The organism is Fodinibius salicampi, from assembly GCF_039545095.1.
Lineage (GTDB): Bacteria > Bacteroidota > Rhodothermia > Balneolales > Balneolaceae > Fodinibius > Fodinibius salicampi.
In genome coordinates this window covers 1,116,012-1,133,238 of the sequence record NZ_BAABRS010000001.1, presented here as the reverse complement: position 1 = coordinate 1,133,238, position 17,227 = coordinate 1,116,012, and the positions used below count along the sequence as shown (strand labels likewise).

7 protein-coding genes are annotated in these 17,227 nt (G+C 41.8%); 5 read left to right on the top strand and 2 right to left on the bottom strand.

From position 1 onward, the window contains the following. Positions 1-332: 332 nt before the first annotated feature. The 5 genes from ABEB05_RS04695 to ABEB05_RS04675 all read left to right on the top strand — a co-directional run bounded on the left by ABEB05_RS04695 (position 333) and on the right by ABEB05_RS04675 (position 12,768). Positions 333-3,392 carry a SusC/RagA family TonB-linked outer membrane protein gene (locus ABEB05_RS04695; protein ID WP_265787963.1) on the top strand — a complete coding sequence of 1,020 codons (3,060 nt, stop codon included), beginning with the start codon at positions 333-335 and terminating at the stop codon, positions 3,390-3,392. A 22-nt stretch (positions 3,393-3,414) separates the two neighbouring features. After that, positions 3,415-5,070, top strand: coding sequence for a RagB/SusD family nutrient uptake outer membrane protein (locus ABEB05_RS04690; RefSeq protein ID WP_265787962.1), 1,656 nt, complete (start codon positions 3,415-3,417; stop codon positions 5,068-5,070). Between the two features lie 244 nt (positions 5,071-5,314). Next, positions 5,315-8,671 (top strand): VCBS repeat-containing protein, encoded by a 3,357-nt coding sequence (locus ABEB05_RS04685; protein ID WP_265787960.1) that lies wholly within the window; start codon positions 5,315-5,317, stop codon positions 8,669-8,671. 55 nt (positions 8,672-8,726) lie between these two features. After that, the gene (locus ABEB05_RS04680; RefSeq protein WP_265787959.1) at positions 8,727-9,332 is read left to right on the top strand and encodes a hypothetical protein; all 606 of its coding nucleotides are present in this window, start codon (positions 8,727-8,729) and stop codon (positions 9,330-9,332) included. A gap of 136 nt (positions 9,333-9,468) precedes the next feature. Then, positions 9,469-12,768, top strand: a complete 3,300-nt coding sequence (locus ABEB05_RS04675; RefSeq protein WP_265787957.1) for a VCBS repeat-containing protein — start codon at positions 9,469-9,471, stop codon at positions 12,766-12,768. A gap of 90 nt (positions 12,769-12,858) precedes the next feature. Here the strand turns inward: ABEB05_RS04675 and ABEB05_RS04670 are convergent, their stop codons facing one another. Continuing rightward, a complete protein-coding gene (locus ABEB05_RS04670; protein ID WP_265787955.1) occupies positions 12,859-13,683 on the bottom strand; it encodes a 3-keto-disaccharide hydrolase in 825 nt (274 codons plus the stop codon). Positions 13,684-13,716: 33 nt separating this feature from the next. Further along, entirely contained in the window at positions 13,717-17,139 is a 3,423-nt protein-coding gene (locus ABEB05_RS04665) for a HEAT repeat domain-containing protein (RefSeq protein ID WP_265787953.1), read from the bottom strand. Between the last annotated feature and the right edge of the window lie 88 nt (positions 17,140-17,227).

The window sequence follows — 17,227 nt, the reverse complement described above, 5'->3', positions numbered from 1 at the left end:
ATATTTGGAACTTCATGCTGTCCAATTATTATCAGGAAAATAACTATGGAATGGTGTTTAGGATTGCCGTCGTACTTTAAAGTGATTTAAGTTCCTGTATGTTGTACAAAAAACACACATTAATTTTAATTATCAGAGTAAACTATAGAAAAATATTTTCAATACTTTTAAAAAAAATTGACTCTTTGTAAAAAAGATTAAATAATTGAGTAGTCTAATATAGAGTAAACTCCATTAAGGAATCACTTAGGGAAATAGCATTTAAATATACGGATGGTGTCCATTCAATTTAATGCTATTGATAATTATAAAGATAAAAATTAGGGGAAATTATGACTAAGAATGGGATACGAAGCATTCACAGGCTGTTTAGTAATGGCCTTTATGCGAATAACTGGTTGCGATATATCAAAATGAGTTCGCGATTTATGTTCTCAATTGGGGTAGCAGCCTTATTCATTATAGTAAGTGCATTTATTAGCACTACGCACGCACAAGACACGCAAAATGAAGTTGAAGTTTCGGGACAAGTAACCGAAGTGGAGACTGGCGAGACCATCCCCGGGGTAAACATCGTAGTAAAAGGGATGGCCTCGCGGGGAACTTCTACCGATGGCGATGGGAACTATACCTTGACGGTACCTTCCCCACAGGACACACTGATATTTTCTTTTGTGGGATTTGTGACACAGGAGGTACCTGTAAACGGACGATCAACTATTAATGTAGAGTTGAGTTCGGATGTTCAGGCGCTTGAAGATGTAGTGGTCGTGGGGTATGGTACACAGGACCGCCAGCAGGTTACAGGTTCTATATCAAGTGTTAATTCCGATGATTTTATTTCGGGAGATGTTAGTAGCCCATCTGAGCTGATCGAAGGAAAGGTACCGGGTTTGATGGTTTCAAGCCCTGGAGCCAACCCTAATGAACCACCTACTTTACGACTCCGAGGTGTTTCGAGTTTCGGAAACAATGAACCTTTGGTCGTTGTAGATGGCATTATAGGGGCCAGTATGGATAATATCGATCCCAATGATATTGAGTCTATTGATGTAATGAAGGATGCATCTGCTGCTGCTATTTATGGAACCCGGGGTGGTGCTGGTGTTATAGCCATTACTACTAAAAAAGGACAAAGCGGAACAACTTCTGTTAGTTATAATGGATCTGTTTCTACATCTACTGTGGAGAATAAAGTAGATGTATTGAGTGCAGATCAGTTTAGAGAATTGGGAGAGATCACAGATATTGCAGTAAGTGATTTAGGTGCCAGTACGGATTGGTTTGAGGAAATTACCCAAGATAATTACACCCAAATTCATAACCTCTCTATTCAGGGTGGGAATGAGACCACTTCTTACCGGGTGTCGGGTAATTTTAGAGATAATCAGGGATTGCTCCGAACGACTGGTTTTCAACAGCGTAGCGGTCGCTTGAATCTGAATCATTCAGCTTTGGATGATAAACTTGCATTAACATTTGATTTAAGTGCTACTAATCGGGATCAGGATTTAGGGTTCAATAATGCATTCCAGTATGCGGTAACCTTTAATCCCACAGCGCCCGTTAAAAGTGAGGGTTTTGAAAATACCGGCGGTTATACCGAGATAGCTGCGTTTGATGTGTATAACCCGGTAGCTATATTGGAAACCGCTGAAAATGTCCGTGAAACCCGGGATATCAGTGCCGCCTTAAAGGCCGATTATAGTTTCGATGATCTCATGCCGGGATTAACAGCTTCTGCATTTTATTCCCTGCAGACTTATAATGGTGCCCGTAATACTTTTTACGCCAGAGAGAATAAAATTACCGGGGGAGCGACAATATCTTCGCTTGGTCGGGGACGTGCAGAACGTGAGACCAATAAAAATACTTCAGAGCAGTTTGACTTGACTTTAAACTATACGACCCAAGCTTCGGATGACTTGAATATTGAAGCACTTGCTGGTTATTCATATATAAAGTCAGAAAGTGAAGGTACATTCGTAGGCGGAGGAGATTTTATTTCTGATGCTGTAGGCTTTAATAACCTTAGTTTTGCCCAGGATTTTGATAATGGTCTTGGAGATATCAGCAGTTATAAAAATGACAATAAACTTATTGCTGGGTTTGGCCGACTTAATTTGAACTGGGATGACACCTACTTCCTGAATGGGACGGTTCGCCGCGAGGGATCTACCCGATTTGGTGTTGAAAACAAATGGGGTACTTTCTGGTCTACCGGAGCCGGGATTGAACTCATGAATGTTGTTGAGGTTGATTTTCTGGATCGCCTCAGACTCCGCGGTAGTTACGGAGTCACCGGGCAGGATGCGCCCTTTGACGGTATTTCCAAATTGCGATTTGGTCCTACCGGCAACTTCTTTGTAGGAGGAAGCTTTGTACAAAGTTTTGGTCCGGTTAGCAATCCTAATCCCAACTTAAAGTGGGAAGAAACCAGTGAATATAATATTGGTGTAGACTTTGGATTGCTGAATGAACGACTCTCTGGTACTATAGAATATTACCAAAAGAATACAGACGATCTGATTCTGGAAATTGAAGTGCCAGTACCTCCTAACCTGTTTCCAACCTCATTTTTAAATGTGGGAGAAATTGAAAGTAAGGGTATAGAAGCTAGTTTGGATTATGATGTCATTCGGAATTCAAATTATGCATGGAATACCGGAGCCACCTTCAGCACTTTTGATATTACATTGAAGCAGTTTGAATCTGATGTGCCTCGTTATATGGCAAACGTTGGTTCACCCGGTCAAAATAATACTCAAATGGTTCGGGTAAAAGAAGGAGAACCACTTGGACAAATATGGGGGCCCAGATTCGCCGAAATTGGTGAAGACGGCATATGGAGATTTCTTAATGCCGACGGAGAATTAATTACCAGTGATGAAATTGCCCGGGAGGATGAAGCAGTAATTGGTAACGGAGTCCCCGACTTTGAGGTGGGATGGACCAATTCAGTGAATTATAAAAACTGGGACTTCAGTGTATTTCTGCGAGGAGTATATGGACATGATCTGGTTAACAGTGCTCGTGTATTTTTTGAAAATCCAACAAATATAAGCACTTATAATGTAACGACTACTGCATTTGATATAACCGAGTTGGAATCAGATCCGGCTTATTCCAGTTATCATGTTGAAGATGCATCCTATCTGCGCATTCAGAATGTTTCTCTTGGATATAATGTGCCTTTATCCGAACAAAGCCTTATAAAAAGGTTGCGATTGTCACTCTCGGGGAGGAACCTCGCGACTTTTACGGGTTACCAAGGCATTGATCCTTCTGTGAGATGGGAGGACAACGGTAATCCACTTGCGATTGGTATAGAGCGTCGCGACCAGTGGTATACGGCACGATCATTTACGTTCGGGATAAATATCGATTTTTAAAATAATTTATAGGTAGAATATCATGGATATACAAATAACCAAAGATTTCAAAAGTGTTTTTATATTGGGTCTGTTAATGTCATTTGTAGTGATGACCTCTTGTACTGACCTGACGGAGAATGTAAACAACGAGGTAACGGCTGATAACTTTTTCCAAACGGATGAAGAGTTTATTTCGGCATTAGGTGATGCTTATAGCCCACTTACAAGTTATGGTGGAAACTTTGCTGTTACCGCGGTAAATGAGGTGACCAGTGATGAAATAGTTGTTGCGCAGAAAGGGGCGGACTGGGAGGACGGAGGAATCTGGATCCGTCTTCACCGGCACACATTTCGACCTTCCGACGATATTATAAACAACACCTGGAATGAGTTTTTCAGTGGTGTGGCTAATGCAAATAGATTAATCTTTCAATTCCAAAGAGTCATCGAGTCTGGGAATGTAAGCGAAGAAGATGCCAATGCCTTTATCGCTGAACTAAGAGCGCTCAGAGCATTCTACTACTATCAGTTGCTGGATAACTTTGGCAACGTTCCTATTGTTACCAGCTTTGAGCAAGATCCAGCAGAAACGGCCCAGCCGAGTGATAATTTTCAGGAAGGTCGACAGGCGGTATTCGAATTTGTCGAATCAGAACTACTCGATGTTTTGGAACTAGTGGATACAGATGTGAGTGGAACCATCGGACGAGTTAACAAGTGGGTTGTGCACATGACCTTAGCCAAGCTTTATCTTAATGCAGAGGTATATACGGGAGAGTCACACTGGGATGAAGTAGTGACCCATACCAATGCCATTATAGATTCAGGTAATTATAACCTGATGGCTAATTATGCTGATAACTTTACCGTAGATAATACGGGTTCACCGGAACATATATTTACCATTCCTTTTGATGAGGTATTTCTTCAGGGGTTTAATCTCCATGTGATGACAAATCACATATTAAGTCAGCCCGCTTTTGACTTTGGGACACAGCCTTGGAATGGTTTCCAAACGGTAACGGATTTTTATGGATCCTATATAGATTCAGAGCAAAATCCGGGTCCTCAGGGTGACGTCGTTGGACTCGATCCGGAAGGCTCTACGGTTACTGGAACTCTCGATGAACGGTTGGATAACTTTCTGGTTGGTCCCTTGCTTGATCAGGAAGGTAATCAAATCGAAGATGATGGAGTACTTCCTAGCGATCCCAATGGACCACCTATCACACATACGCCGTATATTAATGAATTGGCCCCTGATAGTTGGCGCCAGGCTGGAGCCCGGATTGCCAAGTATGAGATGGAGGTTGGTCTTTCGGGTTCAAATATGAATAACGATATGGTAATATATCGTTATTCTGACGTACTCTTAATGAAAGCGGAAGCATTATGGCGAATGAATCCAAATGATCCGACAGCCCTTATGCTGGTAAATCAAGTTCGGGAACGGGCAAATGTAGATCCGTTTAGTTCTCTTGATGCGGATAAGCTCCTTGCTGAACGCGGCCGGGAAATGTTCTATGAAGTTGTTCGTCGACAGGACTTGGTCCGTTTCGAGGGAGATACTGAGGAAACACAGTTCAATGATCCTTGGTGGGAGAAAGATTCTTCCGATCCCTATCGGAATGTATTTCCCATTCCACAAAACCAATTGGAGGCTAATCCAAATCTGGTTCAAAACCCTGGCTATTAAATACTTCAACAAAACGTAACGCAATTGGAAGCATCCTAAATTATTTTGGGATGCTTCTTTTTTTTAAGTTCTAGTGCTTTAAAAGCACCATTATTGAAAGGATAAATTTCTTCTCACCTGAGAAAGAGTTGGAAAATTATTTATAGGATAATCTGTTATAGGTATTAATATTAAATTAACATGATAAGTATTTACGGTAGTCGCTTTTTTAATGAAACCTCCTTTTAACTGGATGCGATTTTTTTTGAAATTTCTTATTGTACCTGCCATTGCCTGTTGTGCTATTCAATGTACTACTTCTGAGCCTATAGATGAGACATTGTTCAAGAAGCTTTCTTCATCGGAAACAGGCATTCATTTTGAAAACAGCTTATCTCCTACCGAAGAATTAAACATGTACACTTTTCGTAATTTTTATAACGGAGGGGGTGTTGGAGCAGGTGATATCAATGGTGACGGCCTGCCGGATCTGTTCTTTGCCGGGAATATGGTTCCTAATAAACTTTATCTTAATAAAGGTAACTTAGAGTTTAAGGATATAACTAAAAAGGCAGGTGTTTATTCAGAAGGAGTATGGACAACCGGAGTCAGCTTTGTAGACATAAATAGCGATGGATTATTAGATATTTATATAACAAAATCAGGTTCCCCTGAAGGCGAGAACCGCCACAATGAGCTTTTTATTAATAACGGGAATCTTACCTTTACAGAAAAGGCTGAAGAATATGGGTTGGATGAAGTAGGACTATCTACACACGCCGTTTTTTTTGATTATGATGGGGACGGCGATCTGGATATGTATTTGCTAAATAATTCATTCGATGTTTTTGGGGAATATGAAAGTGTAACGGGAGCAAGACGCCAAGTTCCAGATCCTGATGGAGGAAGTAAATTATTCCAAAATAACGATAATTATTTTGAGGATGTCACCGAAAAAGCCGGCATATACAGCAGTGAAATAGGTTTTGGACTGAGCGCTTCTGTTGGCGATTTAAATAAAGATGGCTGGCCGGATATATACGTGGCCAATGACTTTTTTGAGCGAGATTATCTTTACATCAATAATCAGGATGGGACTTTTCGGGAGGTACTTCCCGAGCAGATGGAGAGTATCAGTTTCAGTTCTATGGGATCAGATATAGCAGACCTGACTGGTGATGGCTGGCCGGATATCTATGTGGCTGATATGCTTCCCTTTACAGAACGCCGCCAAAAGTCAAAAATGACGTATCAGACATATGACGAGTATAGTGAAGGAGTAGAAAAGGGATTTCATCATCAAGTTACCCGTAATACGCTGCAGGTCAATAATGGAGACGGCACTTTTACAGAAGCCAGCCGGCTTGCGGGGGTAGAAGCAACAGATTGGAGCTGGGCGACTTTGATAGGGGATTATGATAATAATGGGCACAATGATATTTATGTTACAAATGGAATTTATAAAGATCTTCTGGATCAGGATTATCTGGAATATGCGTCAAATCCAAGAAGGATACGGGATATGATACAGTCATCTCCCGGAAACGCCATTATGAAACTCATGTCAAAAATTCCTTCTGAATCGGTTGCGAATAAGGCTTTTGCAGGAATGGGAGGGCTATCCTTTGATGATCTAAGCGAACAATGGGGTTTGGATTCTCCTGGCTTTTCAAGTGGGGCTGCATGGGCAGATTTAGACGGAGATGGAACTCTGGATTTGATCGTTAATGAGGTCAATGGTCCGGCCCGGGTATATCGAAATCAGGCAGTACAGCACTATCCCAATCGAAGTTTTTTAACAGTTGATTTGAATGGTAAGGCTCCTAATACTCAGGCTGTTGGGGCTCAACTGGATGTATGGACTGACGGTAAGCATTGGTATCGGGAGCAGATGCTACATCGAGGTTTTCAGTCGAGTGTTGATCCGAAACTGCATGTTGGATTAGGTACAGTTTCGAAAATCGATTCACTGCGCTTGCGCTGGCCGGACGGCAGTGTCAGCTATAGGGAGAATATAGAGGTACCGGCAGAATTGAAGCTGGTCCAATCTGAAGCCAATAAACGGGGGCAAGACACAGTATATAAGGTTCCGGCTCATTTACCCGGAGAACCTTTCCTGGAAGGAACACCTTGGCTTGATAAAGTAACGGGTGATCGGACTATTGACTGGAGCCACCAGGAAAATAGCTATTCAGACTTTGATCGCGAGCAATTATTGGTACACATGCGTTCCACAGAAGGTCCGGCTCTATGTAGCGGGGATGTTAATGGAGATGGTTTCGAAGATTTCTATCTGGGAGGCGGACGCAGTCAGGCCGGGCAGTTATTTATCCAGCAGACAGAGCAAGGCTTTGTTAGACGCTCCCAACCCGCTTTTGAACAGGACGCAAATTCAGAAGATACGGACTGTGTAATGTTTGATGCCAATGGTAACGGGCATCTCGATTTATATGTGACCAGTGGTGGGAATTCCTATTCATCTGGTTCTTCGGACTTATTAGATCGGCTTTATTGGGGAGATGGTCAGGGAGGATTTGTACTATCAGAGCAGCTGTTGCCCAGCCAAAAAAGTTTTGTGAGCAGTTCAACAGTATCCATGGAAGATGTTAATGAGGATGGATATCCTGACCTGTTTGTTGGGGAACGTTTGAATTTATTTGCTGTTGGTCGGCCGGCCCGGGGTTTCCTATTAATTAATGACGGCCAGGGGGGCTTTGAGGACAGAAGTGAAGAGTGGATTCCCGAACTTGGAGAGTTGGGGATGGTTACTGATGCAGTTTGGACCGACTGGGATAGTGATGGCCGAAACGATTTGGTGGTAGTGGGAGAATGGATGTCTCCACGAATATTTAGAAAAATAGAATCCGGATTTGAGGAAATAACTGAGCAGTTGGGATTATCAGAACTTAAGGGTTGGTGGAATACCGTACATGCAGCAGATTTAAATGAAGATGGCCGGTCGGAACTTATTATAGGAAATCATGGTCTTAATTCCCGTTTCCGGGCTAGTACCGAACAACCGGTGCGTATGTGGGTAGGAGACTTTGAAGGGAATGGTATGATCACACAGTTATTGAGCCGTGTTAAGGACGGAAATGATTATCCAGTTGCACTGCGAGATGAACTTCTTAAAAGGCTGCCCTCCTTGGAGCAAAATTATCCGGACTATGACAGCTATGCCGGAGAAACAATTCAGGATATATTAACCAGCCAAGAGCGATCCGAGGCTTATAAAACCGAAGCTAACGAGCTGGTCAGTATAGTGGTATGGAATAAACCTGAACAAGCACGGATTGAAAAACTGCCACTCCGGGCACAGTTAGCACCGATGTATGGGATCTGGAGTGGGGATATAAACGGTGATGATACGCCAGAACTTCTAATGGGAGGAAACTTGGAAGGGGTTAAACCTATTGCCGGTCCATACCGGAGTAGTTATGGGGCAGTGTTGACTATACAAGAGAACGGACTCGTTGGAGTTCCCTCTCATAAAAGCGGACTGAAAATAACCGGAGAAATTCGCGCAATCATGGATATAAAAGGAGCCAATGGGCGTCAATATATCGTTATTGCTCGCAGTAATGATAAGCCTGTACTTTTGGAGATACAGAATGTAGAATAGCTTAAGTTATTACAGTTATTTCAGACACACATTTGGAAGTAGTAATCTTACATATATGAGTAAAATATTACTAAACATTATGATTACTGATCATCTTAAAAGGGGAAAATTTATATTTTTAATCATTCCTTTGCTAATGTTAATCTCATGTGAGCAGAAATCAGAATATGAGCAGTTAGTTGAAAAAGAATTAGAGAAAGAAGTTCGCCATGATAGTCTTTTCCTGGGGTATGAATTTGGAATGGAAAGTGAGCAATTTTTTCAGCATAGCTGGGAATTAAATCAAAAAAAGGTGGTTGAAGGTGGAGTTCAGGTGAAGCATGATCTGGACGAGCTATCTTCTCCGGCTCAAATGGTTTTTTATCCGGATTTTCACGATGATCGTATTTTCAGAATGCCAGTCGAAATTTCTTTTAAGGCGTGGGCACCTTGGAATCCCGGTCTTTCTTCCGATAGTTTAATGGTAGAATTAGTTGATTTATACAGGGAAAAATATGGAAAGGGGTTTATAGAAACTAAGCTTCCCGAGATCAATAAAAAGGCGTGGGTAAAAGTAGATGGCAATAGAAGAATTTCAATTTATCGTCAAGATGAGATGACCGTACGTGTAGAATTCTTGGATCTATTCGTAAAACGTGAATTGGATCAAGAGCAAAAGTGATTTTTGATTGAAGCTTGGCATCAGAATTTATTTTGAAAACGAAATATATGTTTCCCAGAGAATTTAAAGCAATGTTTTTATAATGAGTTTTCGATTTTTATCAATTTGCATATTATTTGGTCTATCTTCTTTTGTTATGAGCAGCTGTTCTGGTGAGAAAGAACACCACTCTCTATTTAAAGCCCTATCACCCGATAAAACGAATGTCGATTTTGAGAATAACCTTTCGTTTAACCCCGATTTCAATATTTATCGCTATCGCAATTTTTATAACGGGGGTGGAGTCGCCCTTGGAGATATAAATAAAGACGGACTCATAGATATCTTTTTCACAGCAAACATGGATGACAATTCACTCTATCTCAACAAAGGGGATATGCAGTTTGAAGACGTTTCCAACAAGGCTGGCATAACGGGAAGTCGGGAATGGTCAACCGGGGTGAGTATGGCAGATGTTAATGGAGATGGGTTAATTGATATTTATGTAACGAACTCTGGCATTGTAGAAGGAGATGACAGAAAAAATGAACTTTATATTAATAACGGAGATACAACTTTTACAGAAAAAGCAGAACAATATGGCATTGCCGATAGCGGCCTGTCTATTCACGGCACTTTCTTTGATTATGATCAAGATGGTGATCTGGATCTTTTTGTTATTAATAATTCCTACCGGGCTATCGGTAGCTTTGATTTGGAGCAAACAGACAGAACCATATACAATGAGGAGGGAGGGGATAAACTGTTTCGCAATGATGGGGGAAAATTTACCGAAGTGAGCGAACAATCGGGTATTTACAGCAGTGAAATCGGTTTTTCATTGGGGGTATCCGTCGGAGATGTAAACCGTGATGGCTGGCCTGATATCTATATATCAAATGATTTCTTTGAACGGGATTATCTCTATATAAATAACCAGGATGGTACATTTGAAGAATCTCTTGAGGATCAGATAAAGAGCATTAGTGCTGCGTCGATGGGAGCAGATATTGCAGATTTAAATGGGGATGGTTATCCGGAAATATTTGTAACGGATATGCTGCCGGAACCGGAGTCCCGTTTGAAGCTGAACACCACTTTTGATGACTGGAAAGGCTATCGCAAACATGTGGATAATGATTTTTATCATCAGTTTACGCGTAATACATTACAACTCAATAATGGGGATAGCACATTTAGTGAAGTTGGGCGATGGGCCGGAGTGGAAGCTACCGACTGGAGCTGGGGAGCAAATATTGCCGATTTCGATCTCGATGGACGTAAAGATATCTTTGTGGCGAACGGAATCTACCAGGACTTGACAAATCTCGACTATATTTCCGGTATTTCAAGGGGAGATATGGTAAAAAAGATAGTTACAGGCAACGAGGTGGATTTTAAAAAGCTTATCGATATGATTCCATCAAATCCGGTTTCGAATTATATATTCCATAATAAAGGGAATATGCAGTTTGCAGATTCATCAGCCAGCTGGGGAATTGAAACACCCGGTTTTTCCAGCGGATCTGCGTATGGTGATTTGGATAATGATGGCGACCTCGATCTGGTTATAAATAATGTAGAGAGCAAAGCATTCGTTTATGAAAACAGAGCTAAAAGGTTGCGGCCGGATCATAACTGGCTACAGGTTTCTCTGACTGGAAAATCTCCTAATACCTTTGCTTTTGGAACCCAGGTAACAGCCTGGGATAGCGGTAAACGTTGGTTCGTGGAGCAGATGCCTATCAGGGGGTTTCAATCTACGGTGGATCATCGACTGCATTTGGGATTGGGAGAGACCGATAAACTTGATTCACTAATCATACGCTGGCCTGCAGGTAGGCGCACCAAACTCAAAGATGTTGAAACGAACCAGTTATTAGAATTAAGAGAAGAGGATGCAAACGAGACCGATAACAAATTTGAGATTACTGGCAAAGAAGAATCAGCAGAAAAATTATTAAAGGATATAACCGATCAGTTTGACCTGGAATGGAAACACAATGAAAATGCATATTCAGACTTTGAACGAGATCGATTACTCTTCCACATGCGGTCGACTGAGGGACCTGCTCTCTGTGTTGAAGACATTAATGGAGACGGACTTGATGATTTCTATGTAGGTGGAGCCCGTGGCCAAACTGGGAGCTTATTTATCCAGAATAATAAAAGCCAATTTAAACAAATTACATTGGATTTATTTGAACAGGATTCATCCAGTGAAGATACCGATTGTGCTTTCTTCGATGCGACTGGTAACGGAAATATGGATCTTTATGTCACTAGTGGAAGTAATGAATATTCTTCCAGTAGTTCTTCCCTTCGAGATCGTCTCTATTTTAATCAGGGAGAGCTTCAATTTGAACGCTCGGATCAATCCTTGGCAGGTTGGAGTTATGAAACGACAAGTACGGTAGAGCCTGCTGATTTTGACAATGATGGAGATGTGGACCTTTTTGTGGGGGTCCGGCTCAAACCGTTTGCAATCGGATATCCGGTTCGCGGGTACTTGCTTGAAAATGATGGAAATGGTGAATTTAAAGATGTTACTGAAGAACTTGGTCCCGAACTGATGGAGACAGGAATGATAACCGATGCTGGATGGGGGGATTTAAGTGGAAACGGCTATCCTGACTTGATGATCGTTGGAGAGTGGATGCCCCTTACATACTTTCAAAATGAGAATGGAAAACTCCTCAAAAATAACACAGAAACAGGATTGGATTCCACCAATGGCTGGTGGAGATCTATTCATATGGATGATCTGGATGGAGACGGCAACCTGGATATACTGGCTGGCAATTATGGATTGAATTCTCGCTTTGAGGCGTCAAAAGAAGAACCAATTGAAATGTGGACGGGAGATTTTAATCAGAATGGATCTATTGAACAGATTATCTCAACATACAAGAACTCCCAGCGATACCCGATGGCTTTACGCCATGACTTAATTGAAGAAATCCCTTCCCTTGAGAATAAATTTCCCACCTACAAGTCCTTTGCAGGGAAGACATTAGGTGAAGTTTTTACAGATGAACAACTGAACGAGGCCCATTATAGCAAGGCCTATCGGATGGATAGTATAATCGGTTGGAATTCGGGGGACAAAGGAGCATTCACAATCGACTCACTTCCTTTAAGGGCACAGCTGTCTGTTTTATATGATATTTCTACGATCGATTTGAATAAAAATGGTTCACCTGAAGTGATCACGGGCGGTAATCTACGTGAGGTTAAGCCCGAAATTGGAAATTATGCCGCTAGTTATGGGTCAGTGTTTAGGATGAAGAAGGAACGTTCGTATAAATATCTGAGCAGTTCGGAGAGTGGGTTTAAAATAGAAGGACAGACCAGGGCCATCAAACGCCTGGAACTAAATAGTGGGAGGGAAGTACTAATTGTGGCTCGTAATAATAAATCCCTTAAAATGTTTGAGATAGTAGCTCCCGCTGAATAGAAGTTGAGTCTTAGAGGCCACAAAAGCATCCATTCGTTTTATTTTTTTTAGTTATTCTGGCAAGTATTATCTGTTAATTTTTTTTTATTTTTATTCAAGAGGGAGAAGTTCAATGTTACGAAAATGTACCGGATGGCTTTCAGCCTGAAGAGCTATATATCCATCTTTAATTAATAAATTATCCGGGTCTGTAATAAGTTTTTTTGTATTGGGATCACTGGTATCATACTGAGGCTTTGAGTAGGAGAGTACTTCTTTGCCATTTATATAATGTTTAATAATTTCATCTCCACGTACCTTAGCTTCCACCTCTACCCATTGACTGTCATGGTAGGTTTCGGAACTAGACTCTGTACAATGCTGGGTAATTAGTTCTCCGTCCATAACGATATGTGTACCCATCGAGCAGATATTTGCCGTTGGACGCTTGTTTTCACCGTTTCCTCCCAAAAGTTGAACTTCTATAGAGACCGGGGATTGCTGATCAATTTCCATCGATTCCGGGGGCTGGCAATGAAATTTAATTCCACTGTTTTTATAAGCCCAGTCTGGAGCTCCGGGTATTTGGTCGCCGACAAACCGGTATTCGAGACGTATTTTATATTTAGAATAGGGTTGTTTGTAGAAAAGATGTCCGAATTTTCCATCAAAAGTCTTATAGTTCTCGTAGGAAACTTTAAGTAGTCCCTCTTCCACATGGAAAGTATTTTTATAATTGACACCCAGCTCGTGGCCAGTAAACTTGGGAGTCCAGCCTTCAAGGTTTTTCCCATTGAAGAGGGAAATCCATTCACCCTGAGATGATGGAGTAGTTGGCTTTTCAAAGGCCATCAAACCCATTGTAACAGTGATAAACACAGCAATAAAAGGGAGTCCTATCTTTTTCAGGCAGGAAATATTGTTAGTAAATTTCATATCAACAGGATTTTTTTAAATTATTAAGATAATCTATTGTTTTTGATTATCTGTCTGTTGGGTACGGCGGCTGAGAAATTCTACTAAATCCCTTAGCTCACTCTTCGACAGGATATCTTCCATTGAATACATGGCTGAGGGAGAGGTTGTTTGTTTCGCTATTTCTTGTTTAGCGATTTGCGTTGTTTCTCCATCAGTTGTTTGAATGGTTATATAAGTTTCCGTCTCTTCTTTCAGAGTTCCCTGTATGGTTCGGCCCTTTTCGGTAGTGATGGAAACGGAACCATAGCCGGGAGGTATTCGCTTATTGGGAGCTACCATTGATTCAAGCAGTTGCTCGCGATTAAGGATATCTCCAATATCAGACAGGTCAGGTCCCACATTTCCACCCTCTCCTCCAACGGCATGGCACCGAATACATTGAGCAGTGTTGTCGTTGTAAAAAATTTGTGATCCTCGTTCTGCATTTCCGCCATAAAGCGCTTCCTGATATTGTGCTAAAATATCGTCCTCAGGCTTAGTGTTTTTATATTGCTCCAGCATGGTAGTCAGTTCCCCGGATCCAGAACTGTCCGCCGCAGTTACAACTTCAAGGTGAATTTCTTTGGGAAGTTCACCATCCATTAATTTTTCAAATTGATTTTGAAGTACTTCCCGCGATTCTTCTGAATCTATGGCTCCCAGCGCTTTTATTGCACTTTGCTGTTCAATTATAGAACCATCATTCAATACGGAAGATAATAACGCTACTTTCTGCGGATTTGAAATTTGCAGAGAGGGAGTCATTCTGAGGGCTGTCATACGCACCCTTTGGTCATCTGATGACAAAGCAGTTGCCACCGCTTGATCCATTTCTTTATAATCCAACTTCTGAAGAGAATTTAGTACCGCAATTTTAACCTCTGGAGTGGATGGGCCCTCCATCAGTGCATAAAGATCAGATGCGGCATTATCCATTCTTAAGGTACCGACAGCTTTCACTAAGGCAATCTTTACCATTTTATTTTTGCCGAATAGTAAAGGATCAATAATTGAGCTTATGGGTTGGATAGCATCTTCTTTATTATTGTGGATTTCTCCTCGGTACCTGCCGGTTACCCGGTCCAAGACAGAAGGGTTTGGCCAGACGGAAAGCGTGGCAATGGCTTCTGCCCGTAGGGAATCAGTGACATCTTCGCGTGTTGCAAAGGAAGCGAGACGATCGGCATCATCAGCGGTGCCATTATACAGACTGGCGTTTATAGCACGGCGAAGGAGCGGGGTATTCTGAAATTTTTGTTGATCAATCATACGAGCTAAATCAGGAAGTGCTTCTTCAATAAAAGCATCATCATTGATCGCACGAGCTGCATTGGTTACCACAAATTCGCTTTCATCCGTTAGAAAACGTGCTACTTCGGGTGCTTCCAACCTTTTAAGGGCGACTACCGCAGCAATACGAACGGCTTCGGACGGATGCTCTGCTAACTGAGCAACAGCACTTACATCTCCAATACGGGCAAGTGCAATAGCCCCGGCATGCCTTAAATAGACATCCTTATCATCATTGGCTTCCAGCATCTTAACAATAGGCTGCACTGAGGTTTTGTCTCGGATGCGGCCCAATGCCTCGGTTGCAAAAAACTGTACTCGCAGCGATTCATCTTTTAAAAGAGGGAGCAATTCTTCAGCTGCTGGTTTATATCGGATATCACCTAAAGTTTTAGCAGTTTGGGCCCTTATTTCAGGGTCTTCATCATTTAAATAAGTAACCAGGGGTTCTGCCTCCTCACTATTTTTTCGTGCCAACTGTCCAATTCCCCAAATTCCATGGATTCTCTCGAGTTGGTGCTCTTGTTGTTGAATAGCATCCAGCAAAATTTGTTTTGATGAACGATTAACCAGCTCAAATTGAGCCTCTTTTCGAACTCTCATATCTTCATGTTGCAGAAGATTAGCTAGTTTGTCATCTGAATGTGAACTAAAATCTTCCCCTAATAGCTGCTTTGTTTCTTGCCTGACTTCAGAATGGGTTTCAGCGGGCGTATCAATTTTCCAAATACGTCCCTTATCATTAGTATTCCAGCTTTCTATCCAGTCGGCAAAGTATAGGGCACCATCCGGACCAAAATCCAAACCGGTTGGGAGAATTCCCTGCATAATAGGCTGGTCAGTATTCAGTTCAAAGGAGGCTCCTTTTGGTTTCAGATCAAAAGCATGTATAGCAGATCCGGATGGTGATCCCACAAAATCGGAGATAAAAAAATGATCTTTCCATTTATCGCTAAGGGCTGTCCCCGGGTTGTAAGCCATGCCAGCGGCTCCGTTATGATAATTGGCTAGGGGTGGGAGTATATGAGCTGCCTGGTTAGCAAACCGGGGTTTGAAGTAATTTTCATCCATCCATACCTTATATTTGTTGTTTTTGGGGTCGGTATATTTTCCGAATTGCCAGTTAATGCGCCAGCCGCTGTCAGATCCATTAACGATATATACCAGGCGCTCTTGTTCGCCGGCGTGATCCCCATCATGATCGACCGAGATCAGGTTCCCATATTTATCAAATGAAAACTCGTGTGGATTACGAAGCCCTGTTGCGAATACTTCAAAATTACTGCCATCGGGATCGGAACGTAAGATTGCTCCATGGTTTGGATAGGCCCATTTTTCCCCATCTGGTCCCTCTACATTTAATCCAACATCGCCAATACTCCAATATATACGCCCGTCAGGTCCGGTAGTAAGTCCCGACATCCCATGTCCGCCGAACCCAATATGCACACTATACCCACTGCTGATAGACGTTTTGGAATCAGCCACACCATCATTATTGGTATCACTGGTACGCCAGAGGTCGGGAGCTACACCGATAAAAACATCACCATTGTTGAACAATACGGTACCGGCCACATCGGTTTCTCTATCATGAAAATCACGCAGATAAAGCAGGGAGTGGTCTGCAATGCCATCGCCGGACTGGTCTGAAATTCTAAATATTTCCTCTTTGTTTACAGTTAAATCCCGCCAGTCGTGAGATCCATCCCCGTTAAGATCCTCCAGCCATTCATTCTGTTCACTGTTTTCAGGTGATAATTGGCGTTTTAAAAAATCCGACCGCTCTTCCACAGTGGTCCAGCTCAATGATTCAATATTCCAGTCTTGATGAGCCCTGATATCGGGTTTGGAACTACTTCTGCGGTTTGTGATCGAAACAAAAGCCTCTCCAGTATTAGTAATATCTAATCCAATAGGATCCCCTAGCAATTCTTCTGAAGCCCATAAACTTAAGTTTAAGCTATCTGAAAGTTCTACAGATACTTCTCCACGAATTGATTTTGCTCTTTCAGAAGCCTCGTTCTCATTAATAGAAATAATTTCTGGTTCCGGCTGGCTACTGCAACTTGTAACGATGAATAAAAAAAAGATGTAAAAAATCTTTGTTAAAACAGAAGCGTTCTTATCTAAGCAAAAAGGCATTAGTAGATTTTCTATTGATTGAGATCACTTATCAATGAGTATTGATAGGCAAAAAAGTGTTTTAAAACAAATGCTATCCCTTCCAGTT